The following is a 22,955-nucleotide window of genomic DNA, read 5'->3' as shown; positions in this document are numbered from 1 at the left end:
GGCGAACCAGCTTGTCTATCTCGGCGAGAAGGTCAGATCGCCTTGCTGCTGACGCGGATGAACTTGGGGCTGCTCTGCCAGATCGAGCGCTTGACCACGCCGACCCCCGGGCGGGCGGCGTCGATCTGCTTGCCGTTGCCGACGTAGATGGCGACGTGCCCGGGGGACCAGATGAGGTCACCGGGCTTGGCCTTGCTCCGCGAGATGACCTTGCCGACGTTCCTCTGGGCGGAGGACGTCCGCGGGAGCTTCTTGCCGATCGCCTTCTTGTACACGTACGAGGTGAGACCGGAGCAGTCGAAGGAGTTCGGGCCGGCGGCGCCGGACACGTAGCGCTTGCCGACCTGCTTCTTGGCGAGCGCCACGACGGACGACCCGGTCTTCTTGGTCACGCCGGTGGTGCGCGACGACTTGTTCGCGAGGTTGTTCGACGTCGGGTAGACGACGATGCGTACCCGGTTCTTGCCCGACTTGTACGTGGACCAGTACGGCTTGAACGTCGACTTGCCGCTGTGCAGCTTCCTGGTCGAGACGACCTTGCCGTTCAGCACCAGCTTGGCGCGACCGGAGACGGCCTTGCCGGCGTGCGTGACCTTCATCGAGAACGCGGGGCGGTACTTGCCCGAGGTCCTGGCGACGGTGTGCTTGGTCGCCTTGAAGACGGTGCGGGGCTTGGTCTTGGCCTTGGCGGTGTGGACGGCGACGGAGCTGACGCTCGCGGACGCCGAGCCGGTCGCGGCGGAGGCGTGGGGGGCGGTGGCGACGAGGCCGCCGCCGGTGAGGGCTGCGGCGAGGCCGAGGGCGACGATGGCGCGCCGGGGGCGGGAGGCCGCCACGGCGACGGTGCCGGGGCGCGCAGGGTCGAGGGTCGTGGGCATGGGTGGACCTCCAGCCTGCGAGATGAGCTGTCGGGTGAGGCCGAGATCGTTGGCCTGCCATCGAAAGATGGCTGAACCCCAAGGCCGGGAGCGTCCGGACCGTGTCGGTCCGGGCGGCCGGCCGGAAGAGATGTGGGTCTCCCGCTGCTGCCGTGAGTTTCGTGGTCACCGGGACGCCGGCAGCACTCGGCTGCGTCCCGGTCGGCCGGCACCTGGAGCAGGCGCCGTCGAAGGACGCTAACCCCGCCGACCCTCCGTGGGCACGTTCCGATAACACCGGGCGTGGTGCGCCCGGCGACGACCTCCCAGCGTCCGCGCAGGACGAGTCCGGACATCACCCTCCGAACCGGGCGCAAGGCCTGGCGCCGAATGTGACGAAGATCACTGTAGCCATCGGCGCCGGGACGTATCAGCGTCGGTGCGGCTCAGGACAGCAGGTCGACGGCGCCGCCGCCCTCCGGCACCGCGAGGCACAGCCCGGCGCGGTCCCCCGCCTCCCACCCCGCCTCGGAGGGCGTCAGGACGACGAACTCCACGCCCTCGACGTCGCGACCGGCGGGCCCGAGCTGCTCCGGCCCGCACACGGCGGAGGTCCGGCGCACCAGGGCGTCCGTGCCCGGCCAGACGGCGTCCGGGGCGGCGTCGGTGCGGCCCACCACCTGCGCGGCGTGGTCCTCCCCGCACGGCACCGCGGTGACCCGGGCGAGGTCGCCGTCCGGCAGGTCGCGCAGGCACGAGCCCAGCACGAGCTGCACGGCGTTCGCCTCCTTCGGGGACGCGACGTCGGGCGGCAGCGGCGCCCACGCCCGGTCGCGCGCTGTCGCGACCCCGAGCGCGAGACCGCCCGCGACCGCGGCGAGCGCGACGACGCCCGCGGCTGCGCGGGTGGCTCGCCGCCGCCCGCGGGCGCGGTCCCCAGGCGAGGGGGTCGGGCGGGACGACGTCGCCGGGAGGGCCCCCGTGGAGCCGCCGGGGAGCGGCGCGTCGGCCAGACCTTCGGCCGGCAGGACGCCGGGCGGGGTCGGCGCCGCAAAGGTCGGGTCCGGCGGGTGCTGACCCACCGCGGCGTCGGGGGTCGACGGGTCTGTGCTCATGGTCTGCTCATCGCGTGCTCACGGCCTGCTCCTGGAGGTCCCGGCCCGCCTCAGGCGGCGTCGGACAGGTCGAGGATCACCGGCACGTGGTCGCTCGCGCCCTTGCCCTTGCGCTCGTCGCGATCGATCGCCACGCCGGTCACGCGACGCCGCACCGCGGGCGAGGCGTACGCGAAGTCGATCCGCAGGCCCTTGTTCCGGGGAAAGGCGAGCTGCTGGTAGTCCCAGTACGTGTAGGTGTGCTCGGCCGGCAGATGCTCGCGCGTCACCTCGGTGTATCCCGCGTCGGCGAAGGCGGCGAACGCCTCCCGCTCGGCGGGGGTGACGTGGGTGTGTCCGGCGAATGCGGCCGGGTCGTAGACGTCCGTGTCGAGCGGGATGACGTTCCAGTCGCCCACGAGAGCGACCTGGGCGTCGGGGTCGGCGGCGAGCCAGCCGCACGCGTCCTCGCGCAGCGTGTCGAGCCACGCGAGCTTGTAGGCGTAGTGCGGGTCGCCGATCGCGCGGCCGTGCGGCACGTACAGCGACCAGACGCGCACGCCGCCGCACGTGGCACCCAGGGCGCGCGCCTCCACGGGCGGCGGGACGTCGAGCAGGGTGGCCGGCACCTCGTCGGGTGTCGCGTCGGGCGCCTCCGCCGGCGCATCGTCGTCCTTGCTCGCGGGGGAGCGCGGCGCCGCGGGCTTGGCGAAGCCGGGCTGCCCGGGGAACGACGTCTCGACGTCGGCGATCCCGACCCGGGATGCGATCGCGACGCCGTTCCATGCCGAGTGCCCGACGTGCGCCACCTCGTACCCCGCGGCCTCGAACGCCGCGATGGGGAACTGCTCGTCGCGGCACTTGGTCTCCTGGATCGCGAGCACGTCCGTGCCGGAGCGTTCCAGGAAAGCGATCACGCGGTCGAGGCGGGCACGGATGGAGTTCACGTTCCAGGTGGCGAGGCGCACGGGCGCCAGGCTACCGGCGGACCGCGGGGGAGCGGGCGGGCCTGTGGATCACTCCCAGGTCGCGGTGTCCGGGTCGACGCCGTGCGCGCGGGCGTTCGCGTCGATCACGTCGCGCAGCCACGCGGTCAGGCCGGGCCGGCGCGAGTCGTGGTTGGCGGCGAAGTCCGGGTCGGCGGCGTACATATGCCCGATGACCACGTGCATGGCGGGCGTGACGTCGAAGTACGCGCCGAGCGACGCACGGTGCCGCTCGGCCGACGCGTCGGCCTCGACTGTGCCCGGCCGCACGCCGCGTCCCATGGCGTCGGCGAGCGCCACGAGCACGGCCTCGGCCTCCGCGCCGACCTCCTGCCATTCCTCCGGGCTGCGCTCGGCCGCTCGTTCCGCGAACTGGGCCCACTGGGCGGTGTCGCCCCAGCGCTCGCGCGCGCCGGCCGCCCACGAGGGCTGCCAATGGTCGCCGAACAGCGTGACCTGCTCCTCGGGAGACAGCAGGACGCCGCGCTCGCGCGCCTCGACCAGCCGGTCGAGGGCGCCGGCCGCCCGCTCCAGGCGGCGCAGGCGCTCGCGCACCAGGTCGCGCTGTCGGCGCAGGGACGCGTCCGCACCCTCGGGCGCGTCGAGCAGCGCGGCGATCTCGTCGAGCGGCACGTCGAGGTCGCGGTACACGACCACGCGGTGCACCCGCGTCAGGTCGGACGCCGTGTACAGCCGGTACCCGGCGGCCGTACGCGCGGACGGGTGGACCAGGCCCACCGCGTCCCAGTGGTGCAGCGCGCGGACGGTGACGCCCGCGGCGCGGGCCGCGACGCCGACGGTGAGGCCGTCGGCGCGGGAACGCTGGTGCGTCGGTCGGGGCGTCATGCCCTCAGTCTCCCCGGCCTCGTCCCCGCGCTCCCGGCCGGCGACGCTTGCCCGCCGCACCGGCCCGTGACGGCGGTGCCCGGCGGGCGTAATGTCGATCGGCGAGGGGGCAGCGCCATCTCCCGACCCGGTACGCGGACGTCATCGGACGCGCCGGGCCCGACCCACAGTTGTGCAACGACGCGCCCATGGGAGGGGTCCCCATGCGTACCCCACGCCGCATCACCGCCATCGTCCTGTCCACGCTCCTCGCGACCACCGCGGCGTCCGCAGCCGTCGCGACCTCACCACGGCCCGGCCCCGGGCACGCCGACCCGGCGCTGCTGGCGTCCGACCTGTCCGGCGGCGGCGGCAGCGCCGTCGGCCCCGACGGCGCCCTCTACGTCACGGAACCGCAGTCGGGGGAGGTCTCCCGGATCGACCGCCGCACCGGTCAGGTCACGACGTTCGCGTCCGGCCTGCCCGAGCAGGTCGAGGGGACGCCGGGCGGTGCGCTCGACGTCGCCTTCCTCGGCCGCACCGCGTACGTCCTCGTGACCCTCGCCGCCGACCCGGACGTCTCCGGCCTCTACCGGGTCGGCCGGTCCGGGTCCGTCACCCCCGTCGCGGACATCGGCGCCTGGTCCGTCGAGCACCCGCCCGAGACCGACTTCTTCGTGCCGACCGGCGTGCAGTTCGGCCTCGAGACGTACCGCGGCGCCTTCCTGGTCACCGACGGCCACCTCAACCGGGTGCTGCGCGTGTCGCCGCGCGGCTCGATCACGGAGGTCCTCACCCTCGGCAACGTCGTCCCCACAGGGCTCGAGACCGTCGGCCGCACCGTACTGGTCGCCCAGGCCGGCCCGGTGCCGCACCTCCCCGCGGACGGGAAGGTCGTGGCGTTCCGGCCCGGGCGCGCCGGCGTGCAGGAGGTCGCCTCCGGCGGCCGGCTGCTCGTCGACGTCGAGAAGGGCCGCAGCGGGCTGTACGCGCTCGCGCAGGGCGTGTTCACGCCGACCAACCCCGAGGGGTCGCCCGCGGACCCGAACACGGGCCAGCTCATGAAGGTCGGGCGGGGCGGCGCCCTGCGCGTCGTCGCGTCCGGCCTGGACCAGCCGACGTCCGTCGAGATCGTCCGCGACACGGCGTACGTCGTCACGCTCACCGGGGAGGTGTGGACGGTCCCCCTGGGGCATGGGCATGGGCACGGGCACGGCGGGGGTCACTGACCCCGGGTCACGCCTCCGGGGCCCCGAAGCCCAGGTCGTCGCGCACGGTCTGGGCCTCCGGGCTGGCGGGGTCCCAGGGGCGGGCGGCGGTCATGACCACCCGGGTGCGCTCGGGGGTCACGACCTCCAGGTCGAGGGTGCCCCACGGCTGTAGCCGCGGGCCGGTGGACGAGCCGGGGGCGACGCGCTCGCAGGCGGCCGCGATCTCGTCGATCTCGCCCTGCACGCAGGAGAAGCTCAGGCTCAGCGGCCCCGGCTCGGCGGCGGGCGCGGCGGGCACGAGCAGCACGTCCTGGAACGCCCAGCGACGCAGGTGCACCACGGTGCCCGGCGCGGCGAAGAACTCGAAGAAGCCTAGGCCGTTCACCCAGAAGTCGGTCGACGCCTCGAGGTCGTCCGTGGGGACGTTGGCGAACATGGGCATGCCGTAGATGCCGCGGAACTGTTCGGGCGGCTGCACACCGGCACCGGGCAGCGGCACCGGGCTGATGCTGAACGCGGGGAAGGTGTTGTCGGTCATGCGGCCAGCGTGCAGCCTCACGCCGCGTCAGGGTCAAGTGTCCCTGCCGGGCCGTCTAGGCTGCCCCCATGGGAACCGCGCTCGTCACCGGCGCCACCGCCGGCCTCGGCCTGGAGTTCGTCTGGCAGCTCGCCACCGCGCGGCATGACGTCGTGCTCGTGGCCCGCGACCGCGACCGGCTCGAACAGCTCGCCACGCAGGTGCGCGCCGCCGCGGGGGTGCGCGTGGAGGTGCTCTCGGCCGACCTGTCCGTGCCCGAGGACCTGGACCGCGTCGCCGCCCGGCTCGCCGTCACCGGCGCGGAGGATGGCGACGACCGGCGCCCGGTGGGCCTGCTCGTCAACAACGCCGGGTTCGCGACGGCGCAGCGGTTCGTGGGCGGCGACCTCGCGGTCGAGCTGTCGGCCCTCGACGTCATGGTCCGCGCCGTGCTGGTGCTCTCCCACGCCGCTGCCGGGCAGATGACCTCCCGCGGCCGCGGCGCGATCCTCAACGTGGCGTCCGTCGCCGCGCTCACGGCCGGCGGCACCTACGCGGCGGCCAAGGCGTATGTGCGGTCGTTCACCGAGGGGCTCGCGGTGGAGCTCAAGGGCACCGGCGTCACCGCGACCGTGCTGTGCCCCGGCTTCGTGCACACCGAGTTCCACGACCGGGCCGGCGTCGACATGACGTCCTTGCCCGAGATCGGCTGGCTCGAGGCGCCGGCGGTGGTCTCCGAGGCCCTGGCCGACGTGCGCCGGGGGGTCGTCATCTCCACGCCCTCCGTCCGGTACAAGGCGGCCTCGGCGCTGCTGCGCCTCGCGCCCCGGGCCGTCGTGCGCGCGGTCGGCAAGTACCGCTGACCCCTCCCGCTGACCGCCGCTGACCCCCGCCGACCCCCCGCTGACCGCCGCTGATTCCGTGGTGCCCGGCCCCGTACCCTGGTGCCCGTGACCACCGCCGACTTCTCCCCGACCCCCCGCGAGCAGCTGCGTGACCTCATCACCGAGCTCGCCGTCGTGCACGGCAAGGTGACGCTGTCGTCCGGTAAGGAGGCCGACTACTACGTCGACCTGCGCCGCATCACGCTGCACCATCGCGCTGCCCCGCTCGTCGGCCACGTGCTGCTCGACCACCTCGAGGAGGTCGGCCTCGGCACCGCGGAGATCGACGCCGTCGGCGGCCTGACGCTCGGCGCCGACCCCATCGCGGACGCGCTGCTGCACGCCGCCGCGTCGCGCGGGCAGGACCTCGACGCGTTCGTCGTCCGCAAGGCCGCGAAGGCGCACGGCATGCAGCGCCAGATCGAGGGCCCCGAGGTCGCCGGCCGCAAGGTGGTCGTCCTCGAGGACACGACGACGACCGGCGGCTCCCCGATCCAGGCCATCGAGGCGCTGCGCGCCGCTGGCGCCGAGGTGCTGGGCTGCGCCACCATCGTCGACCGCGCCACCGGAGCCGGCGAGAAGATCGAGGCGCTCGGTGTCCCCTACCACTACCTCTACGACCTGGCGGACCTCGGCCTCGTCTGAGCGAGCGAGTCCTGCGGCGTCAGCGCCGTCGGCGCCCCAGGAGGAAACCGGTACCCAGCCCGACGAGCAGCGCGCCGACGCCGATCATCGCCGGCGGGAGCCAGTAGTTCGGGATCCTCGGCGCGAACGTGGTGTCCGACAACGGGGCGTAGGCGAACCAGCCGAACGAGAAGTCCCAGGTCAGGGCCTGCCACGTGCCCACGGCGGCCAGCAGCGCACCGACGACGACCGCCGCGACCGGGAGCACCACGGATCGACGGTCGTGGGCCGTCGGGTCCTCGTCCGGGCCCGGTGCGGTGGTGTCAGACACGGTCGATCAGGTCGGCGATCGAGTCCACCACGTGCGACGGGCGGAACGGGTAGGTGTCGACCTCGTCCGCGGTGGTGGAGCCGGTCATGACGAGGAAGGTCTCCAGCCCGGCCTCGATGCCCGCGACGACGTCGGTGTCCATGCGGTCGCCGATCATCGCCGTGGTCTCCGAGTGGGCGTCGATCCGGTTGAGCGCGGAGCGGAACATCATGGGGTTCGGCTTGCCGACGTAGTAGGGCGAGCGCCCCGTCGCGGCCTGGATCATCGCCGCGACGGCGCCGGTCGCGGGCAGCGGCCCCTCCGCCGACGGGCCGGTGGTATCCGGGTTGGTGGCGATGAACCGAGCGCCGTCGCGCACGAGGCGGATCGCCTTGGTGATCGCCGTGAACGAGTAGGTGCGGGTCTCGCCCAGCACCACGTAGTCCGGGTTCGACTCGGTGAGCGTGTAGCCCCCCTCGTACAGGGCGGTGGTGAGGCCCGCCTCGCCGATCACGTACGCCGACCCGTTCGGGATCTGGTCGGTGAGGAACTGCGCCGTGGCGAGCGCCGACGTCCAGATGGCCTGCTCCGGCACCTCGATGCCGGACGCCTTGAGCCGGGCCCGCAGGTCGCGCGGCGTGAAGATCGAGTTGTTCGTGAGGACGAGGAACGGGCGCTCCGCCTCGCGCAGCGCCCGGACGAACTCCGCCGCCCCGGGGATGGCCCTCCCCTCGTGCACGAGCACGCCGTCCATGTCGCTCAGCCAGGAGTCGATCCTTCGTTCACTCACAGCCGCCACCCTAGTGCGCGGGCCGCCGCCGTGCGTGGGCCAGGATGGTGCGTATGACGACGGGCGGGGACGACGGGCGGGAGGTCGGCGTCGGCCCATGGCCTGGCGGCCCGGACGCGTGGCCGCGTCTGCCCGGCGGCGCCCCCGACCCGCGCTACGACCCCGAGCTCCTCGCGCACGGCGACCGGCGCAACGTCGTCGACCGGTACCGGTACTGGTCGGTCGAGGCTGTCGCCGCCGACCTGGACGCCCGCCGCCCGCCCGACCGCACCCTGCACGTCGCCATCGAGAACTGGGCGCACGACCTCAATATCGGCTCCGTGGTGCGCACCGCCAACGCGTTCAACGCCGCCGGGGTGCACGTGGTCGGCCGCCGGCGGTGGAACCGGCGCGGCGCCATGGTCACCGACCGCTACCTGCACACCCACCACCACCCGGACGCGGCGGCGCTCGCGGCATGGGCGGCCGCCGAAGGCCTCCCCGTGCTCGGCGTCGACAACGTGCCCGGCTCGGTGCCGCTGGAGGGATACGCGCTGCCCGCGCGCTGCGTCCTGCTCTTCGGGCAGGAGTCCACGGGCCTGACCCCCGAGGCGCAGGCGGCGTGCGTCGACGTCGTGCACATCACCCAGCACGGGTCCACGCGCTCCCTCAACGCGGGTGCCGCGGGCGCGATCGCGATGCAGGTCTGGGCGTCGCGGTGGCTCTCTCCGGCGGCCCCCTCGACGGCGTCGCCGTCTCACGGACCCGACGGCATGTGACTCTCCCGACCGGGCGTGAGAAAATCAGGCTGCATGCGGGCAGCTCGGTGTCCGGTCGCGACGTCGCAGCCCGATGCATCCCCGTACGCCCCGTCATTGGAGTACCGCAGATGCCTATCGCAACCCCCGAGGTCTACGCCGAGATGATCGACCGGGCGAAGGCCGGCAAGTTCGCCTACCCCGCCGTCAACATCACGTCGTCGCAGACCGTCACCGCCGCGCTCCAGGGCTTCGCCGAGGCCGAGTCGGACGGCATCATCCAGGTGTCCGTGGGCGGCGGCGAGTACGCGTCGGGCTCCACGATCAAGGACCGCGTCGTCGGCTCGCTGGCCCTGGCGGCGTACGCCACCGAGGTCGCGAAGAACTACTCGGTGAACATCGCCATCCACACCGACCACTGCGTCAAGAAGAACCTCGACTCCTGGGTGCGCCCGCTGCTCGCCCTCGAGGCCGAGCAGGTCAAGGCGGGCAAGAACCCGACCTTCCAGTCGCACATGTTCGACGGCTCGGACATCCCGCTGGACGAGAACCTTGTCATCGCCGCCGAGCTGCTCGAGCTCTCGCAGGCCGCGCGGACCCTCCTCGAGGTCGAGATCGGCGTCGTGGGCGGCGAGGAGGACGGCCACGAGGCCGCCATCAACGACAAGCTCTACACCACGGCCGAGGACGGCCTGGCCACGATCAGGGCGCTGGGCGCCGGCGAGAAGGGCCGCTACCTGACCGCCCTCACGTTCGGCAACGTGCACGGCGTGTACAAGCCGGGTGCGGTCAAGCTGCGCCCGTCGATCCTCGCGGACATCCAGAAGTCCGTCGGCGACGAGATCGGCAAGGCGAACCCGTTCGATCTCGTGTTCCACGGTGGCTCGGGCTCCACGGCCGAGGAGATCTCCGAGGCCGTCGACAACGGCGTCATCAAGATGAACATCGACACCGACACCCAGTACGCGTTCACGCGCCCGGTCGTCGAGCACATGTTCAAGAACTACGACGGCGTCCTGAAGATCGACGGCGAGGTGGGCAACAAGAAGGCCTACGACCCGCGTGCCTGGGGCAAGCTGGCCGAGGGCGGCATGGCGGCACGCATCGTCGAGGCCGCACAGCAGCTTCGCTCCGCCGGCCACAAGATGTGACCCTCGCGTCGAGGTAGTTCGAAAATCGCCGAGGTAGTTCACAAGAGGCGGCCCGCACCTCGTGCGGGCCGCCTCTTGTGAACTACCTCGGCGATTTTCGAACTACCTCGACGCGAGGCACTGGTTATCTCGTTGTCTTGGTCGAGTCGCCCAGGTCGAAGCCCGGGTCGACGTCGACGATCTCGAGCAGCTCACCGATCCGGGTGACCTCGAGGAGGAAGCGCACCGTGGGCGGCGCGCGGAGCACACGCACCCGGTGCGGGCTGCGCGAGGCGAGCCGGGCGAGGAACGCGACGCCCGAGGAGTCCATGAAGGTGACGTGGTGGGCGTCGATCTCGACGGGAAGGCCGGAGCCCTCGGCGTCCGAGATCGCCTCGCCGAGCTCGGCGCCGATGTCGGCGTCGATCTCGCCGGACAGCACGACGCGGGCGCGTGACGCGCCGACGATGACGTGCACGCTCGCGGGGTCGCCCAGCTCGGGCATAGCGTCTGCCTCCCACACGTCCGCACGCCGCGGGTCACGTGGGGTCGAGTTCGATCCGTCGTGCACGGTGCTCCTTCCACGCGCGGGGCGTTCGCCTCAAGTCTCGGCGGACACCAATCTACGGTTGAATGACCAGCAAGAACACCAACCAGAGCGGGGAATCTCGGCAGTGGAGGCATTATGACCGATTCATCCGGTCCTGTGCCGCCCCTCCCTGGGGGATTTCTCGATGCGGCGCTCTCGAGCGCCATCATCCCAGCCTTCGTCACCGGAATGTGGGACGACGGCATGCCGGTGCTGTGGGTCAACGCCGCGTTCGGCCGGGAGACTGGCATCGGGGTGTCCGACCTCGCCGTCCTGGGCAAGCACCCGCTGCTGGAGCTCGTCGACGACGATGTGGAGCGGGAAGGCAGCCAGGACGACCTGCGCGCGGGCCGCCCAACCACCCGGATGGTGCGCGGCCGCCACCCCGCCGGGGGCGTCACGTGGTGGCAGGTGACGATGTCCCCGGTGCCCGACGACGACGGCGAGGTGCGCCGCTGGTTCGGCACCGCGACCGACGTCTCGACGCACGTGGAGCGGCAGGCCGCGCAGCTCGCCTCCCTCGAGGTCGAGCGCCGGGAGCGCGCCGACCTCGACCTCATCGCCCAGACGACCGAGCTGCTCGGCGACCTGGAGTACCCGTACGCCCTTCGCGACATCGCCGACCTGCTGCGCGCCCTCGTGCCGTGGGCCGGGTTCTACGTCAACGACGACGGCCTCCTCTTCGCCGGCGGCGTCGACGTCGCCTCGCCTCCGAGCGGCCGCGGCCGGCGGCACGCCCGCTACGTGCCCGACGCCCCTGAGGCAGACGTCCAGGACGAGCCCCACGAGCTGGTGCGGGACCAGGTGCAGGACCTCCTCGAGGGCGTCGTCGAGGGACCCGTCCTCCTGCGGCTCGACGCCCGCTTCCCCGCGCACTCGGCCTCCGGGTGGCTGCGCCGCGACCTGTTGCGCCGCGTGGTCGAGGAGACCGGGGCGCTCCCGCGGGCCATCGTCGTGCACGCCGTCGCCGGGCGCCGTCGCGTGCTGGGACTGCTCGCCACCTGGCACGGCGTCGGCGTGGCGGCCGACGGCACAGTCACCGAGGAGTCTTGGGCCAACCCGTCCGAGCCGCACCACGTGCACACCGTGATCGAGGTCGTGGCGCGCCGCGCCGGCACCGCGATCGACAACGCGCGCCTGTACGCGCGCGAGCACCGGCTCGCCGAGGCGCTGCAGCGCGCGATGCTGCCCGAGCAGGCAGACGTCTCCGGGCTGGACGTGTGGACCTACTACGCCCCGAACGCCGAGCACGCCCAGGTGGGCGGCGACTGGTACGACGTCATGCAGATCAGCGACGACACCGTCGGCCTCGTCGTCGGGGACGTCGTCGGGCACGACGTCGAGGCGGCCGCGGCCATGGGGCAGCTCCGGTCGGTGGTGCGGTCGTACGCGTTCGAGCTGGCGACGCCAGGGATCGTCGTGGACCGGGTGGACCAGCTGGTGACCGGGATGCGGATCCCGCGCTCCGCGTCGATGGTGTACGCGACCCTGCGGCACCAGCAGGACAGCGACGCCTGGACCGTGCAGTACACCAGGGCCGGCCACCTGCCGCCCCTGCTGCTGCGCGACGGGAAGGTCACCCAGCTCTCCGGCGGGGCCGGGTCGCTCATCGGCTTCGGCACCCGACCGCGGACCACGGGGCAGGTCGAGCTGCGCCGCGGGGACGTGATGCTCTTCTACACCGACGGCCTCATCGAGCGCCGGGACCGGTCGCTCAAGGTCGGTCTGGACGCCCTCATCGAGACGTCCGGCCGGATCACGGCGCGGGACGCCGCCGGGGTGGGGGAGGAGCTGCTCTCCCGACTCGCCGACGCGCCCGAGGACGACGTGGCGCTCGTCGTGGTCCGCGTGCCCGACCCGATCGCCGACTCCCAGATCCAGCCGCTGAGCCCGCGGTCGCGGCGCTGGCTGCTGCCCAGCGAACCGGCATCGATCGGGCGGGCCCGGCACGCCGTCCTGCGCACCTGCCAGGCCTGGGGGCTGCCCGAGTCCGCCTCCGCCGAGCTCGTCGTCTCCGAGCTGGTCGCCAACGGGGTGCTGCACGGCTGGGGCAACATCGCGCTGCGGCTCTTCGACACCGGCGACGGGCTCCGCATCGAGGTGGAGGACTCCAACCCCGCACCGCCCGTCACCACCGACGGCCACCCCAACCGCGTCGGCGGGTTCGGGATGCAGATCGTGGAGCGGCTGGCCGACTGGGGGTGGCGGCCCGCCGGCTCCGGCAAGCTCGTCTGGGCCAAGCTGCGCGCGGACGCCGCGGCGCCCTAGTAGCCGCCCGTCCCGTCGGTCGAGTGCCGCTCGTCCTCGTCGGACGAGCCTGTCGAGACCACGGATCGGATTTCGACAGGCTCAACCAGCGGGTTCGACCCTTCGACGAGCTCGGGACGACGCGAGCTCAACCAGCGAGCGCGCGGACCTCCTCGGCGGAGGTGCCGGAGTCGCGGAGGAACTGCTCGCAGCGGTCGGCCTCGGCGTCCTCGCCGATCTGGCGGGCGGCCGTGGCCAGGGCGGCGAGGGCGCGCAGGAAGCCCTGGTTGGGCACGTGGTCGGCGGGGATCGGGCCCTGGCCGCGCCAGCCGGCGCGGCGCAGCGCGTCGAGGCCACGGTGGTAGCCGGTACGGGCGTACGCGTAGGCCGCGACCGAGCGGGCGGCGCTCGGCCCCGCGTCCGTGCCGGCGAGGATGCGCTCCGCCAGCACGGCCCATGCCAGGGACGACGTCGGGTGGTCGGCGGCGAGCCGGGCCGGGTCCTCGCCGGTGTCGAGGCCCTCGCGCACCTGGGGATCGTCGTCGGGCAGGCGGGTGGTCGGCGGTCCGCCGAGCAGGTCGTCCAGGGGGGAGGTCATGGCACTCATTCTGGACCGGATCCCGGCAGCGCGGTGTCCCTTGGCTCCTCGCGCGTCGCGCGGGGCCCGGCGCGGGTACGCTCGGCATCATGATCGAGATCGCGACGTCTTCGACGACGACGACGCTCGTGGTCGCAGGGGACCTCGACCTCGCCGAGCGCGACCAGTTCCCGGAGATCGCCACCCGGGTGGTGGGACTGCGCCGGCAGCTGCTGGTGATCGACATGTGCCGGGTCACGTTCATGGACTCCACGGGCGCGGCGTTCCTCATCTCCCTCGCCGACGCGGGTCGTAAGCGCGGCGGCGCCACCGTGCTGCGCGGCGCGGACGAGCGCGACCTGTTCGTGCTCGAGGTGTGCGGCGCCCTCGACCTGTTCCGCATCGACCGCGACCACCGGTGCGAGTCCGCACCCGCACCGCCCGCGCCGGCGTCGCACCGGCCCGGCTGAGGTCGCGCCACCGCTGGTTGAGCCTGTCGAAACCCCGCCGAGGGGTTTCGACAGGCTCAACCAGCATCCGGACCACGGCCGGGTAAACTCGGGCGCGGCCCGGCCGAGGACGGCCCGCTGACGGGTGACATGCCGGGCCTCGTCGATGCGAGGAGATTTCATGCCAGCCGTGGTGCTCGTCGGTGCCCAGTGGGGCGATGAGGGCAAGGGGAAGGCCACGGACCTGCTCGGGTCCCGGGTCGACTACGTCGTGAAGTTCAACGGCGGCAACAACGCGGGCCATACCGTCGTCATCGGCGACGAGAAGTACGCCCTCCACCTGCTGCCCTCGGGCATCCTGTCGCCCGGCGTCGTGCCGGTGATCGGCAACGGCGTCGTCGTGGACATCGACGTGCTGTTCGAGGAGCTCGACGACCTCATCGAGCGGGGTGTGGACGTCTCCAGGCTCCTGGTCTCGAGCCAGGCGCACGTCATCGCCGGGTACCACCGCACGCTCGACAAGATCACCGAGCGCTTCCTCGGCAAGCGCCGCATCGGCACCACCGGGCGCGGCATCGGCCCCGCGTATGCCGACAAGATCAACCGGGTCGGCATCCGCATCGCCGACCTGTTCGACCCCAAGATCCTGCGGGAGAAGGTCGAGGGCTCCCTCGACCAGAAGAACCACCTGCTGGTCAAGGTCTACAACCGGCGCGGGGTCGACATCGACGAGACCGTCGACGAGCTGCTCGCCCACGCCGAGCGGCTGCAGCCGATGGTCGCCAACACGCCGCTGGTGCTCAACGAGGCGCTCGACGCCGGCAAGAACGTCCTCTTCGAGGCCGGCCAGGCGACGATGCTCGACATCGACCACGGCACGTACCCGTTCGTCACGTCATCGAGCGCGACGGCCGGCGGCGCGGTGACCGGCTCCGGCATCGGGCCCACGCGGATCGACTCCGTCATCGGCGTCATCAAGGCCTATACGACGCGCGTGGGCGAGGGCCCGTTCCCGACCGAGCTGTTCGACGAGATGGGCGAGTACCTGCTCAAGACCGGCGGCGAGTACGGCGTCACCACCGGCCGCGCCCGGCGGTGCGGCTGGTACGACTCCGTCATCGCGCGGTACGCGTCGCGCATCAACGGGCTGACGGACCTGGTGGTCACCAAGCTGGACGTGCTGACCGGCCTGGAGAAGGTCCCGGTGTGTGTGGCCTACGACGTGGACGGCACGCGGTACGACGAGATGCCCGACGACCAGTCGGCGTTCCACCACGCGACCCCGATCTACGAGGAACTGCCCGGGTGGTGGGAAGACATCTCCACCGCCCGGACCATCGAGGACCTGCCGAAGAACGCGCAGGCCTACCTCGAGCGGCTCGAGGAGCTCTCCGGCTGCCGCATCTCCGCGGTGGGCGTGGGCCCGCGCCGCGACGAGATCATCCCGGTGCACGACCTGATCCACGCGCGCTGACGTGGGCGCCCCCGAGCAGGTCATGACCGCCCTCGCGCCGCAGGGGACGCTGCGCGCGGTGATCAACCTGGGCAACCCCGTGCTGGCGCAGGGCACGCCGCAGGCACCGTCGGGCGTCACGGTCGACCTGGCACGCGAGCTGGCGCGCCGACTCGACGTGCCCGTCCACCTGGACTGCGTCGACGCGGCGCGGCTGTCGTTCGCGGCCGTTGCGGAGGGCCGGGTCGACGTCGGCTTCCTCGCCGTCGAGCCCGAGCGGGCCACCCAGGTCGCGTTCACCGACCCGTACGTGCTGATCGAGGGTGTCTTCGCCGTGCCCGAAGGCTCGCCCGTACGCATCGCCGACGACGTCGACCGGCCCGGCGTGCGCGTCGGCGTCAAGGAGGGCTCGGCGTACGACCTGTTCCTCACACGCACCCTGCAGCACGCGGAGGTGGTGCGGGGGGCCGACGGTGTGGAGGTCTTCGCGCGCGAAGGGCTTGAGGTCGCGGCGGGGATCCGGCAGCCGCTGACCCGCTACGTGGCCGAGCGTCCGGGACTGCGCCTCGTCGAGCCGCGGTTCACCGAGATCCGGCAGGCCGTCGCCACCGGGCGCGACCGCGACCCGGCCGGCGTGGCGTGGCTGCGCGACGTCGTCGCCGGGCTGACGGCGGACGGGTTCGTCACGGATTCACTGGCCCGCTCCGGCCAGGACGCCACCGTCGCGACGCCGAGATAGAGAACCTCCACCCGCGAGATAGAGAACCTCCGCCCGCGAGATAGAGAGCGCGGAACGATGTTTCCGCGATCTCTATCTCGCGGCTCCCGCCTCTCTATCTCGCGGGCGGAGGTTCTCTATCTCGGCGGTTAGCATGGCTGCCCGTGAAGATCCTCGTCGTCGGGACCGGTGCCCGCGAGCACGCCATCGTCCACGCCCTCGCGTTCGAGGCCGCCGACGGCGCCCCCGGATCGGCCGCGGAGCCGGCGCACGAGCTGCACGCCGCCCCCGGGAACCCGGGCATGGCCGCGCAGGCCACACTGCACCCGGTGGACGCGAACGAAGGCCGCGCCGTCGCCGCGCTGGCGCGGTCGCTCGGCGTCGACCTGGTCGTCGTCGGGCCCGAGGCGCCGCTCGTGGCCGGGGTCGCGGACGCCGTCCGCGAGGCCGGGGTGCCGTGCTTCGGCCCGTCGGCCGAGGCAGCGCAGCTGGAGGGGTCGAAGGCGTTCGCGAAGGACGTCATGGCCGCCGCGAACGTGCCGACCGCGATGGCGCACGTGTGCACGACTGTGGAGCAGGTGGCAGACGCGCTCGACGCGTTCGGTGCGCCCCACGTCGTCAAGGACGACGGGCTCGCCGCGGGCAAGGGCGTCGTCGTGACGTCCGACCGCGCCGCCGCCCTCGAACACGCCCGCGAGGCGCTCCGGGCCCGCGGGGAGGGCGGCCGGGTGGTCGTCGAGGAGTACCTCGACGGCCCCGAGGTGTCGGTCTTCTGCCTGTGCGACGGCACGAGCGTGGTGCCGATGGTGCCGTCGCAGGACTTCAAGCGCGTGGGCGACGACGACGCCGGCCCGAACACCGGCGGCATGGGCGCCTACACGCCGCTGGACTGGGCGCCGTCGGGCCTGGTGGCCGAGGTGATCGACCGCATCGCGCAGCCCACCGTCGACGAGATGGCCCGCCGCGGCACGCCGTTTTCCGGCGTCCTGTACGTGGGGCTCGCGCTGACCGGCCGCGGCACCCGGGTGGTGGAGTTCAACGCCCGCTTCGGCGACCCCGAGATCCAGGCCGTGCTGGCGCGGCTGCGCACCCCGCTGTCGGGCGTGCTGCTCGCGTCCGCCACGGGCCGGCTCGACGGCATCGAGCCGCTGCGCTGGTCGGACGACGCGGTGGTCAACGTGGTCGTCGCCTCCCAGGGTTACCCGGAGTCGCCGCGCAAGGGCGACGCCATCACCGGGATCGACGACGCCGGGTCGGTCGACGGCGTGCACGTGCTGCATGCGGGTACGGCGCTGGCCGACGACGGCACGCTGGTGTCCGCGGGCGGCCGAGTGCTCTCCGTGGTCGGACGCGGGGCGGACCTCGCCGCCGCGCGGGCCGCGTCGTACGCGGGGGTTGCGAAGATCGCCCTGGACGGGTCGCACCACCGCAGCGACATCGCGCTGAAGGCCGAGCGCGGCGGGGTCGCCGTCCCCTGAGCGTGTCGCGCGGCCCGTACCGATCGAGCGAGCGCGACGCCCGTCACCTGGCGTGGCTATGCGACGAGCTGGGTGACACCTTCCGACGCGGTGTCGTCCTCCACACGGGGAGGCTCACCTGTCAGCTCGGAGAGCGCATCTGGGCGATGCCGATCGCGTCGATCTGGCGTGGATGAGATCGTCGTGATCAGAGAGTCTCGATCCCGGTCGGGATGACCGTCAGCCCGGTTCAACGCGTCGTCCTCCGACACCGCCGGAGCAGGAGGTGCGCCGTTTCCCGCCGCCAAGGGGTGGAAGACTGGGCGCCGTGACTGAGACGCGCGACGCCGACCAGCCCGACGCCTTCGCCGGGGGACCGCTCGACCTGCCGGGGTGGCGGCACGTCTATTCCGGCAAGGTCCGCGACCTGTACGAGCCGGACCTGCCCGCCATGGGCGGGGTGCACCCGCTGGGCGACGTCGTGCTCGTCGTCGCCTCGGACCGGATCTCCGCCTACGACCACCTGCTGGCGCCTGGCATCCCGGACAAGGGCGTGGTGCTGACGCAGCTCAGCCTGTGGTGGTTCGAGCAGCTCGCCGACGTCGTGGACAACCACGTGGTGTCCACCGAGGCGAGCGCCGAGCCGGGCGACGGGCTGGTGCCCGATGTCGTCGCCGGGCGCGCGATGATCTGCCGCCGCCTCGAGATGTTCCCCGTCGAGTGCGTGGCCCGCGGCTACCTGACCGGCTCCGCGCTCGCGGAGTACCGCGCGTCGGGAGAGGTCACGGGCATCCCGCTGCCGGACGGACTCGTCGACGGCTCGCGCCTGCCGGCGCCGATCTTCACGCCGGCAACCAAGGCCGAGGTGGGCGAGCACGACGAGAACGTGCCGTTCGAGGAGGTCGCGCGCCGGATCGGGGACGCGGATGCCGCGCGCCTGCGCGACCTCACCCTCGCCGTCTACGCCCGGGCCGAGGAGATCGCGCTCGAGTGCGGCCTCATCCTGGCGGACACCAAGCTGGAGTTCGGCCTCGACCCGGCCACGGGAGCCACCTCCACCCCCGGAGTCTCCTCGCTCCGCTCCGGGGACTCCCGTGGACCCCGGATCCTGCTGGGCGACGAGGTGCTCACCCCCGACTCGTCGCGGTTCTGGCCCGCCGACGGGTGGGAGCCGGGCCGCACCCAGCCGAGCTTCGACAAGCAGTTCGTGCGCGACTGGCTCACCTCGCCGGAGTCGGGCTGGGACCGGTCGGGCGACGCCCCGGCGCCCGCTCTCCCGGCCGACGTCGTCGAGCGCACCCGCGACCGGTACCTCGAGGCGTACGAGCGGCTGACGGGGGCGCCACTGCGCTGAGGCGCCCCCGCGGTGCCGGCACGCGGCTACAGGCCGCTGCCGGCGACGCTGCCCTCGAGCGGTACGCCGTCCGACGTCTCAGCCCAGCAGAGCACCAGCCGGTCCCCGAACCCCCAGGACGCCTCGGTGGGGTACAGGTAGACCATGTCGAGGCTGGACGAGTCGTAGTCCGTGCCCACGTAGTCGGCGAACTGGTCGTAGCAGACGTCGGCGGCGGAGGTCTCGACGGAGTCGGTGCCGGGGAACTCCGCGTCCGTCATGTCGTGCACGCCCACCAGCTCGGCGCCGTGGGCGGTCGCGCAGGTCTGCGTCACGACGTCCTCGAGCTCGGTCACGTCAGCGGGCGGCTCGAAGCAGTCGCCGACGGCCAGGTTCGCGCCGGTCTGCGCCGAGTACGCCTCGTCGTAGCTCTCCTGGAAGCCGTCCTGGAACTCGTCGCTGTTCACCGCCAGCACGACCAGCCCGATGAACAGCAGCCAGGCCACCAGGCCCAGCGCGCCCAGCACGATGCCCGCGATCGCCAGGCCGCGGCCGGAGCGCCCCGTGCGCCGGGTGCGGCGCAGGCCGGCGATACCGAACCCGATCGCGAACGGGCTGAGCCAGAGGATCCCGGTGACCAGTGCGGTGATCGAGAACCCGTCGGTGCCGGGCGCGCCCTGGCCGTAGGGAGGCTGCTGGCCGTAGGGCGCCGGCTGGCCGTAGGGCGCCTGCTGGCCGTAGGGCGATTCCTGGCCGTAGGGCGATTCCTGGCCGTAGGGCGCCTGCTGGGTGTAGGGCGCAGGGGAGGGAACCGCGGGCGGCGCGGGGGCCGTCGGAGACGGTGTCGCCGGCTCGGCCGACGCCGGGCGGTTCGGGTCGGGGGCGGAGTACGGGTCGGGTGCGCTGTCGCCCGGGGGCGGAGTCGGTGCAGACATACTTCCTCGTCGTCGTGTTGTCGTGTGTGCGCAGGTCAGCGGCCCGGAATGCTCGCGGTGCTGAACGGCGTCCAGAGGCTATCGCGCCGAAGGTAGACTCGTTGCGGAATCCCGCCGTCGTGCTCCCGCTCGCCACGTGCGTGCGTCCCGGTCGGACGTCCCCGTGCCGGGACCCCGGAGCGCCGGCCACCCTGACCGCCCGGTCACGATCCAAGGAGCACCCCGTGGGACGCGTCGTCGTCGAGGTCATGCCCAAGCCCGAGATCCTGGACCCCCAGGGCAAGGCGGTCGTCGGAGCGCTGCCCCGCCTCGGCTTCACGCAGTTCAGCGGGGTGCGCCAGGGCAAGCGGTTCGAGCTCGAGGTCGAGGGCGAGGTGACGGCGGAGGTGCTCGCCGCGGCGCAGCAGGCCGCCGAGACGCTGCTGTCCAACCCGGTCATCGAGGACGTCGTGCGGGTCGCGGACGCGGCCACCGACGCGGCCGGCACCGTCACCGCCGAGGGTGTGGCCTGATGACCGCGGCGACGCCCTCCCCGTCGACCACGCTGGGCGCCGCGCGGATCGGCGTCGTCACCTTCCCCGGCACGCTGGACGACCGCGACGCCTCGCGCGCGGTGCGCCTCGCCGGCGGGGAGCCCGTCTCCCTCTGGCACGCCGACGGCGACCTGCACGGCGTCGACGCGGTGGTGCTGCCCGGCGGGTTCTCCTACGGCGACTACCTGCGCGCCGGCGCGATCTCGCGCTTCGCCCCCGCGATGGACGCCGTCGTCGACGCGGCCAAGGGCGGCATGCCGGTGCTGGGCATCTGCAACGGCTTCCAGGTGCTGACCGAGGCGCACCTGCTGCCCGGCTCGATGGTCAAGAACGACCACCTGCACTTCGTGTGCCGTGAGCAGGTGCTGTCGGTCGAGAACACCGCGACCGCGTGGACCAACCGGTACGAGCGTGGCCAGCACATCACGATCCCGCTGAAGAACCAGGACGGCCAGTTCATGGCCGATGAGCACACCCTCGACGAGCTCGAGGGCGAGGGCCGCGTGGTGTTCCGCTACCTGGGCTGGAACCCGAACGGCTCGCGTCGTGACATCGCCGGCATCAGCAACGCGCGCGGTAACGTGGTCGGCCTGATGCCGCACCCCGAGCACGCCGTCGAGCCCGGGTTCGGCCCGGACGGACAGGGCGGTCCGCGCACCGGCACCGACGGCCTGGGCTTCTTCACGTCCGTCCTGGCGTCGCTCGTCCGGGCATGACCGCCACCACCGCCGTGGCCGCGACCGCCGGTCCCGACGAGCTGGTGATCGAGGCCGTCGACTGGGAGCACCCGGCGGCCGTCGCCCTGCGTGCGGCCCAGGAGGCCGAGATGACGGTGCGGTACGGCGAGGACGACCCGGCGCCGGCGATCGACCCGCGCACCATCGTCGTCGCGCTCGTCGCGCGGCTGGCGGGCGAGCCCGTGGGGACCGCCGCGGTGCGCGACGTCTCCGGCACGGACGACCTCCGGGGGCGCGGCACCACACACCCCGCGGCCACCGGCGAGGTCAAGCGCGTGTACGTGGACCCGGACGTCCGCGGGCGCGGCGTGGCCCGGCGCCTGATGGCCGAGCTGGAGCGTGCGGCACGCCAGGTCGGATTCCGCCGCTTCGTGCTGGAGACCGGCACGGCGCAGCCCGAGGCGATCGCCCTGTACGAGGCGATCGGCTACGAGCCGATCGAGAAGTTCGGCGACCACGCCGCCTTCGAGCAGCAGCGCTGCTACGGCAAGCGGCTCTGACCGTGTCCGCTGGTTGAGCTTGTCGAAACCCAGCTCCGGGTTTCGACAGGCTCAACCGAGCGGTTTCGACAAGCTCAACCGGCGTTGGCAGCGGACCACGCCGGCAGCTGCTGCAGCGTCCAGGAGTTGCCGTCCGGGTCGTCGAACGTGACGAACCGGCCCCAGGGCTGCTCGTCCACGCCGCGGGCCTCGACGCCGACGTCGCGCAGGTGGGCCAGCGCCTCGTCCGCGTCGGGCACCACCACCTGGATGGTGTCCTGCCGGCCGGGCTCCAAGGTGCCGTCGAGGCCCGTGCCGAACGCGATGGAGCACGCGGAGCCGGGCGGCGTCATCTGCACGAACCGCAGCTCGTCGTTGACCTGCTGGTCGTGGTCGGGATGGAAGCCGACCCGCTCGTAGAACTCCTTGGCGCGGTCCACGTCGCTGACCGGCACGTGGATCAGCTCGATCTTCCAGTCCATGCTGCGCTCCTCGTTCCTCGGTGGTTCCTCGGTGGTTCCTCGGTCGTTCTGGGTCCGTCGTCAGGCCTGGCCGAGCAGCGGCCGCACCTCGCGCCCGAGCAGCTCGACGAATCCGGCCAGGTCGGGCTCGTCGGCGGTCGGCTGGATCGCGACCGAGCTCGCCCCGGCGGCGGCGAGGCGCAGGACGGCGTCCGCGATCGCGCGGGCGTCACCGGCGGCGCCGATGCCGCGCCCGGGCTCGGCGCCCCACAGCGGCAGCTCGGCGTCCAGACGCTCCTGCGCGCCCGGCCCGGTGGCCGCGATGAGCGTGGCGTACACGTTCGGAGGGGGCCAACCGGCCTGCTGCGCCGCCGCCCCGGCCGTCTCGGCCGCCGCGCGGACGTCGTCGGGGGTGAGCGCGTTCGCGAGGATCACGCCGTCGCCGAGCTCGCCCGCCAGGGCGAGGGAGCGCGGGCCCACGCCGCCCAGCACGATCGGGACGTCGGGCGCCGGCCACTCCAGGCGGACGCCGTCGAGCTGGACGTAGCGGCCCGACCTCGTCACCTCCTCGCCGGCGAGCAGGCTGTGCAGCGCCTCCGTGTGCTCGCGCAGCAGGGTGAGCGGGGAGTCCACCCGCACGCCCGCCTGTCCCATCCACTCCTGCACGCCGTGCCCCACCGCGGGCACGAATCGGCCGGGGAACAGGCGCGCCACGGTGGCGAGCTCCATCGCGGTGATCGCGGTGCTGCGCAGCGGGGCGGGCATCAGCCCGAGCCCCACGCGGATGCGGTCCGTCCAGGCGAGCGCCGCGCTGGCGGAGGCCAGCCCGCTCTGCTTGAAGCAGTCCTCCCACACCCACAGGTCGTCGAGGCCGGCGGCCTCGACGGACGTGGCGAGGGAGCGCAGGGTCTCCGGGGCCTGGGTCGGGGCGAACGCGACGCCCAGCCGTACAGGAGCTGGCCGGGCGTCCGGGCGAGGGGCAGCGGTGACCGTCATCCCGCCATCGTGCCGTGTGACACCGA

The 22,955-nt window shown here is 73.1% G+C and carries 26 protein-coding genes and 1 riboswitch; of the genes, 14 read left to right on the top strand and 12 right to left on the bottom strand.

Annotation, left to right across the window (positions count from 1 at the left end; translation table 11 throughout):
• Window positions 1-32: 32 nt before the first annotated feature.
• The 4 genes from AC1C2V_RS07990 to AC1C2V_RS07975 form a co-directional block, all read right to left on the bottom strand.
• Window positions 33-878: a C40 family peptidase gene (locus tag AC1C2V_RS07990; RefSeq protein WP_495389042.1), complete on the bottom strand. Its 846-nt coding sequence runs from the start codon at window positions 876-878 to the stop codon at window positions 33-35.
• Between the two features lie 3 nt (window positions 879-881).
• Window positions 882-1,047, bottom strand: a riboswitch (cyclic di-AMP (ydaO/yuaA leader).
• Between the two features lie 256 nt (window positions 1,048-1,303).
• Complete coding sequence (locus AC1C2V_RS07985) at window positions 1,304-1,972, bottom strand: septum formation family protein (protein ID WP_495389041.1); 669 nt, start codon at window positions 1,970-1,972, stop codon at window positions 1,304-1,306.
• A gap of 50 nt (window positions 1,973-2,022) precedes the next feature.
• Entirely contained in the window at window positions 2,023-2,919 is an 897-nt protein-coding gene (locus AC1C2V_RS07980) for an exodeoxyribonuclease III (RefSeq protein WP_495389040.1), read from the bottom strand.
• A 48-nt stretch (window positions 2,920-2,967) separates the two neighbouring features.
• Window positions 2,968-3,783, bottom strand: coding sequence for a MerR family transcriptional regulator (locus AC1C2V_RS07975; protein WP_495389039.1), 816 nt, complete (start codon window positions 3,781-3,783; stop codon window positions 2,968-2,970).
• Window positions 3,784-3,986: 203 nt separating this feature from the next.
• On the opposite strand from AC1C2V_RS07975, the gene AC1C2V_RS07970 reads away from it, so the two are divergent.
• Window positions 3,987-4,991: a ScyD/ScyE family protein gene (locus AC1C2V_RS07970; RefSeq protein WP_495389038.1), complete on the top strand. Its 1,005-nt coding sequence runs from the start codon at window positions 3,987-3,989 to the stop codon at window positions 4,989-4,991.
• A gap of 7 nt (window positions 4,992-4,998) precedes the next feature.
• Here the strand turns inward: AC1C2V_RS07970 and AC1C2V_RS07965 are convergent, their stop codons facing one another.
• Window positions 4,999-5,511, bottom strand: a complete 513-nt coding sequence (locus tag AC1C2V_RS07965) for a VOC family protein (protein ID WP_495389037.1) — start codon at window positions 5,509-5,511, stop codon at window positions 4,999-5,001.
• 68 nt (window positions 5,512-5,579) lie between these two features.
• Here AC1C2V_RS07965 and AC1C2V_RS07960 point away from each other — a divergent pair, with 68 nt between their 5' ends.
• Both AC1C2V_RS07960 and pyrE read left to right on the top strand, forming a co-directional pair.
• Complete coding sequence (locus AC1C2V_RS07960; protein ID WP_495389036.1) at window positions 5,580-6,353, top strand: SDR family NAD(P)-dependent oxidoreductase; 774 nt, start codon at window positions 5,580-5,582, stop codon at window positions 6,351-6,353.
• A gap of 87 nt (window positions 6,354-6,440) precedes the next feature.
• Window positions 6,441-7,019 carry an orotate phosphoribosyltransferase gene (gene pyrE / locus AC1C2V_RS07955; protein WP_495389035.1) on the top strand — a complete coding sequence of 193 codons (579 nt, stop codon included), beginning with the start codon at window positions 6,441-6,443 and terminating at the stop codon, window positions 7,017-7,019.
• A gap of 19 nt (window positions 7,020-7,038) precedes the next feature.
• Here pyrE and AC1C2V_RS07950 read toward each other — a convergent pair whose 3' ends face one another.
• Window positions 7,039-7,329, bottom strand: coding sequence for a hypothetical protein (locus tag AC1C2V_RS07950; protein ID WP_495389034.1), 291 nt, complete (start codon window positions 7,327-7,329; stop codon window positions 7,039-7,041).
• The gene (locus AC1C2V_RS07945; protein WP_495389143.1) at window positions 7,322-8,062 is read right to left on the bottom strand and encodes an HAD-IIA family hydrolase; all 741 of its coding nucleotides are present in this window, start codon (window positions 8,060-8,062) and stop codon (window positions 7,322-7,324) included. Before AC1C2V_RS07945 ends, AC1C2V_RS07950 begins: the two co-directional genes overlap by 8 nt.
• Window positions 8,063-8,151: 89 nt before the next feature.
• Between AC1C2V_RS07945 and AC1C2V_RS07940 the strand changes: the two genes are divergently transcribed.
• Together AC1C2V_RS07940 and fbaA are read left to right on the top strand one after the other, a co-directional pair.
• On the top strand, window positions 8,152-8,856 hold the full coding sequence (locus AC1C2V_RS07940) for a TrmH family RNA methyltransferase (protein ID WP_495389033.1): 705 nt from the start codon (window positions 8,152-8,154) through the stop codon (window positions 8,854-8,856).
• A 110-nt stretch (window positions 8,857-8,966) separates the two neighbouring features.
• Window positions 8,967-9,986, top strand: coding sequence for a class II fructose-bisphosphate aldolase (fbaA, locus tag AC1C2V_RS07935; RefSeq protein ID WP_495389032.1), 1,020 nt, complete (start codon window positions 8,967-8,969; stop codon window positions 9,984-9,986).
• A 124-nt stretch (window positions 9,987-10,110) separates the two neighbouring features.
• On the opposite strand, the gene AC1C2V_RS07930 is transcribed toward fbaA, so the two are convergent.
• Window positions 10,111-10,470: an STAS domain-containing protein gene (locus AC1C2V_RS07930; RefSeq protein ID WP_495389031.1), complete on the bottom strand. Its 360-nt coding sequence runs from the start codon at window positions 10,468-10,470 to the stop codon at window positions 10,111-10,113.
• A 180-nt stretch (window positions 10,471-10,650) separates the two neighbouring features.
• Between AC1C2V_RS07930 and AC1C2V_RS07925 the strand changes: the two genes are divergently transcribed.
• Window positions 10,651-12,822, top strand: a complete 2,172-nt coding sequence (locus AC1C2V_RS07925; RefSeq protein ID WP_495389030.1) for an ATP-binding SpoIIE family protein phosphatase — start codon at window positions 10,651-10,653, stop codon at window positions 12,820-12,822.
• A gap of 127 nt (window positions 12,823-12,949) precedes the next feature.
• On the opposite strand, the gene AC1C2V_RS07920 is transcribed toward AC1C2V_RS07925, so the two are convergent.
• Entirely contained in the window at window positions 12,950-13,399 is a 450-nt protein-coding gene (locus tag AC1C2V_RS07920; RefSeq protein WP_495389029.1) for a DUF3151 domain-containing protein, read from the bottom strand.
• Window positions 13,400-13,488: 89 nt separating this feature from the next.
• Between AC1C2V_RS07920 and AC1C2V_RS07915 the strand changes: the two genes are divergently transcribed.
• From AC1C2V_RS07915 to AC1C2V_RS07895, 5 genes are all read left to right on the top strand, one after another.
• On the top strand, window positions 13,489-13,848 hold the full coding sequence (locus AC1C2V_RS07915; RefSeq protein ID WP_495389028.1) for an STAS domain-containing protein: 360 nt from the start codon (window positions 13,489-13,491) through the stop codon (window positions 13,846-13,848).
• A 160-nt stretch (window positions 13,849-14,008) separates the two neighbouring features.
• On the top strand, window positions 14,009-15,301 hold the full coding sequence (locus tag AC1C2V_RS07910) for an adenylosuccinate synthase (protein WP_495389027.1): 1,293 nt from the start codon (window positions 14,009-14,011) through the stop codon (window positions 15,299-15,301).
• 1 nt (window position 15,302) lies between these two features.
• Window positions 15,303-16,019 carry a transporter substrate-binding domain-containing protein gene (locus tag AC1C2V_RS07905; protein ID WP_495389026.1) on the top strand — a complete coding sequence of 239 codons (717 nt, stop codon included), beginning with the start codon at window positions 15,303-15,305 and terminating at the stop codon, window positions 16,017-16,019.
• Between the two features lie 143 nt (window positions 16,020-16,162).
• Window positions 16,163-17,476 carry a phosphoribosylamine--glycine ligase gene (purD, locus tag AC1C2V_RS07900; protein ID WP_495389025.1) on the top strand — a complete coding sequence of 438 codons (1,314 nt, stop codon included), beginning with the start codon at window positions 16,163-16,165 and terminating at the stop codon, window positions 17,474-17,476.
• Window positions 17,477-17,783: 307 nt separating this feature from the next.
• Window positions 17,784-18,809 (top strand): phosphoribosylaminoimidazolesuccinocarboxamide synthase, encoded by a 1,026-nt coding sequence (locus AC1C2V_RS07895; RefSeq protein ID WP_495389024.1) that lies wholly within the window; start codon window positions 17,784-17,786, stop codon window positions 18,807-18,809.
• 26 nt (window positions 18,810-18,835) lie between these two features.
• On the opposite strand, the gene AC1C2V_RS07890 is transcribed toward AC1C2V_RS07895, so the two are convergent.
• Window positions 18,836-19,723: a DUF4190 domain-containing protein gene (locus AC1C2V_RS07890; protein WP_495389023.1), complete on the bottom strand. Its 888-nt coding sequence runs from the start codon at window positions 19,721-19,723 to the stop codon at window positions 18,836-18,838.
• 224 nt (window positions 19,724-19,947) lie between these two features.
• Between AC1C2V_RS07890 and purS the strand changes: the two genes are divergently transcribed.
• The 3 genes from purS to AC1C2V_RS07875 are packed head-to-tail and all read left to right on the top strand — an operon-like array spanning window position 19,948 to window position 21,493.
• A complete protein-coding gene (gene purS, locus AC1C2V_RS07885; protein WP_495389022.1) occupies window positions 19,948-20,235 on the top strand; it encodes a phosphoribosylformylglycinamidine synthase subunit PurS in 288 nt (95 codons plus the stop codon).
• Window positions 20,235-20,972 carry a phosphoribosylformylglycinamidine synthase subunit PurQ gene (gene purQ / locus AC1C2V_RS07880; RefSeq protein ID WP_495389021.1) on the top strand — a complete coding sequence of 246 codons (738 nt, stop codon included), beginning with the start codon at window positions 20,235-20,237 and terminating at the stop codon, window positions 20,970-20,972. Before purS ends, purQ begins: the two co-directional genes overlap by 1 nt.
• Entirely contained in the window at window positions 20,969-21,493 is a 525-nt protein-coding gene (locus AC1C2V_RS07875; protein ID WP_495389020.1) for a GNAT family N-acetyltransferase, read from the top strand. Before purQ ends, AC1C2V_RS07875 begins: the two co-directional genes overlap by 4 nt.
• 74 nt (window positions 21,494-21,567) lie before the next feature.
• Here AC1C2V_RS07875 and AC1C2V_RS07870 read toward each other — a convergent pair whose 3' ends face one another.
• Window positions 21,568-21,954, bottom strand: a complete 387-nt coding sequence (locus AC1C2V_RS07870) for a VOC family protein (protein WP_495389019.1) — start codon at window positions 21,952-21,954, stop codon at window positions 21,568-21,570.
• A 60-nt stretch (window positions 21,955-22,014) separates the two neighbouring features.
• A complete protein-coding gene (locus AC1C2V_RS07865; protein ID WP_495389018.1) occupies window positions 22,015-22,929 on the bottom strand; it encodes an LLM class flavin-dependent oxidoreductase in 915 nt (304 codons plus the stop codon).
• Window positions 22,930-22,955 lie beyond the last annotated feature (26 nt).

Source organism: Isoptericola sp. Y541 (assembly GCF_059445465.1).
This window is presented reverse-complemented; position numbering and strand designations above follow the sequence as displayed.

Bases quoted from the DNA above. Each gene is read 5' to 3' on its own strand.
- AC1C2V_RS07990 (WP_495389042.1), bottom strand. From the start codon at position 878: ATGCCCACGACCCTCGACCCTGCGCGCCCCGGCACCGTCGCCGTGGCG.
- AC1C2V_RS07985 (WP_495389041.1), bottom strand. From the start codon at position 1,972: ATGAGCACAGACCCGTCGACCCCCGACGCCGCGGTGGGTCAGCACCCG.
- AC1C2V_RS07975 (WP_495389039.1), bottom strand. From the start codon at position 3,783: ATGACGCCCCGACCGACGCACCAGCGTTCCCGCGCCGACGGCCTCACC.
- AC1C2V_RS07970 (WP_495389038.1), top strand. From the start codon at position 3,987: ATGCGTACCCCACGCCGCATCACCGCCATCGTCCTGTCCACGCTCCTC.
- AC1C2V_RS07965 (WP_495389037.1), bottom strand. From the start codon at position 5,511: ATGACCGACAACACCTTCCCCGCGTTCAGCATCAGCCCGGTGCCGCTG.
- AC1C2V_RS07960 (WP_495389036.1), top strand. From the start codon at position 5,580: ATGGGAACCGCGCTCGTCACCGGCGCCACCGCCGGCCTCGGCCTGGAG.
- AC1C2V_RS07945 (WP_495389143.1), bottom strand. From the start codon at position 8,062: ATGGACGGCGTGCTCGTGCACGAGGGGAGGGCCATCCCCGGGGCGGCG.
- AC1C2V_RS07940 (WP_495389033.1), top strand. From the start codon at position 8,152: ATGACGACGGGCGGGGACGACGGGCGGGAGGTCGGCGTCGGCCCATGG.
- fbaA (WP_495389032.1), top strand. From the start codon at position 8,967: ATGCCTATCGCAACCCCCGAGGTCTACGCCGAGATGATCGACCGGGCG.
- AC1C2V_RS07930 (WP_495389031.1), bottom strand. From the start codon at position 10,470: ATGCCCGAGCTGGGCGACCCCGCGAGCGTGCACGTCATCGTCGGCGCG.
- AC1C2V_RS07925 (WP_495389030.1), top strand. From the start codon at position 10,651: ATGACCGATTCATCCGGTCCTGTGCCGCCCCTCCCTGGGGGATTTCTC.
- AC1C2V_RS07920 (WP_495389029.1), bottom strand. From the start codon at position 13,399: ATGACCTCCCCCCTGGACGACCTGCTCGGCGGACCGCCGACCACCCGC.
- AC1C2V_RS07915 (WP_495389028.1), top strand. From the start codon at position 13,489: ATGATCGAGATCGCGACGTCTTCGACGACGACGACGCTCGTGGTCGCA.
- AC1C2V_RS07910 (WP_495389027.1), top strand. From the start codon at position 14,009: ATGCCAGCCGTGGTGCTCGTCGGTGCCCAGTGGGGCGATGAGGGCAAG.
- AC1C2V_RS07890 (WP_495389023.1), bottom strand. From the start codon at position 19,723: ATGTCTGCACCGACTCCGCCCCCGGGCGACAGCGCACCCGACCCGTAC.
- purQ (WP_495389021.1), top strand. From the start codon at position 20,235: ATGACCGCGGCGACGCCCTCCCCGTCGACCACGCTGGGCGCCGCGCGG.
- AC1C2V_RS07875 (WP_495389020.1), top strand. From the start codon at position 20,969: ATGACCGCCACCACCGCCGTGGCCGCGACCGCCGGTCCCGACGAGCTG.
- AC1C2V_RS07870 (WP_495389019.1), bottom strand. From the start codon at position 21,954: ATGGACTGGAAGATCGAGCTGATCCACGTGCCGGTCAGCGACGTGGAC.
- AC1C2V_RS07865 (WP_495389018.1), bottom strand. From the start codon at position 22,929: ATGACGGTCACCGCTGCCCCTCGCCCGGACGCCCGGCCAGCTCCTGTA.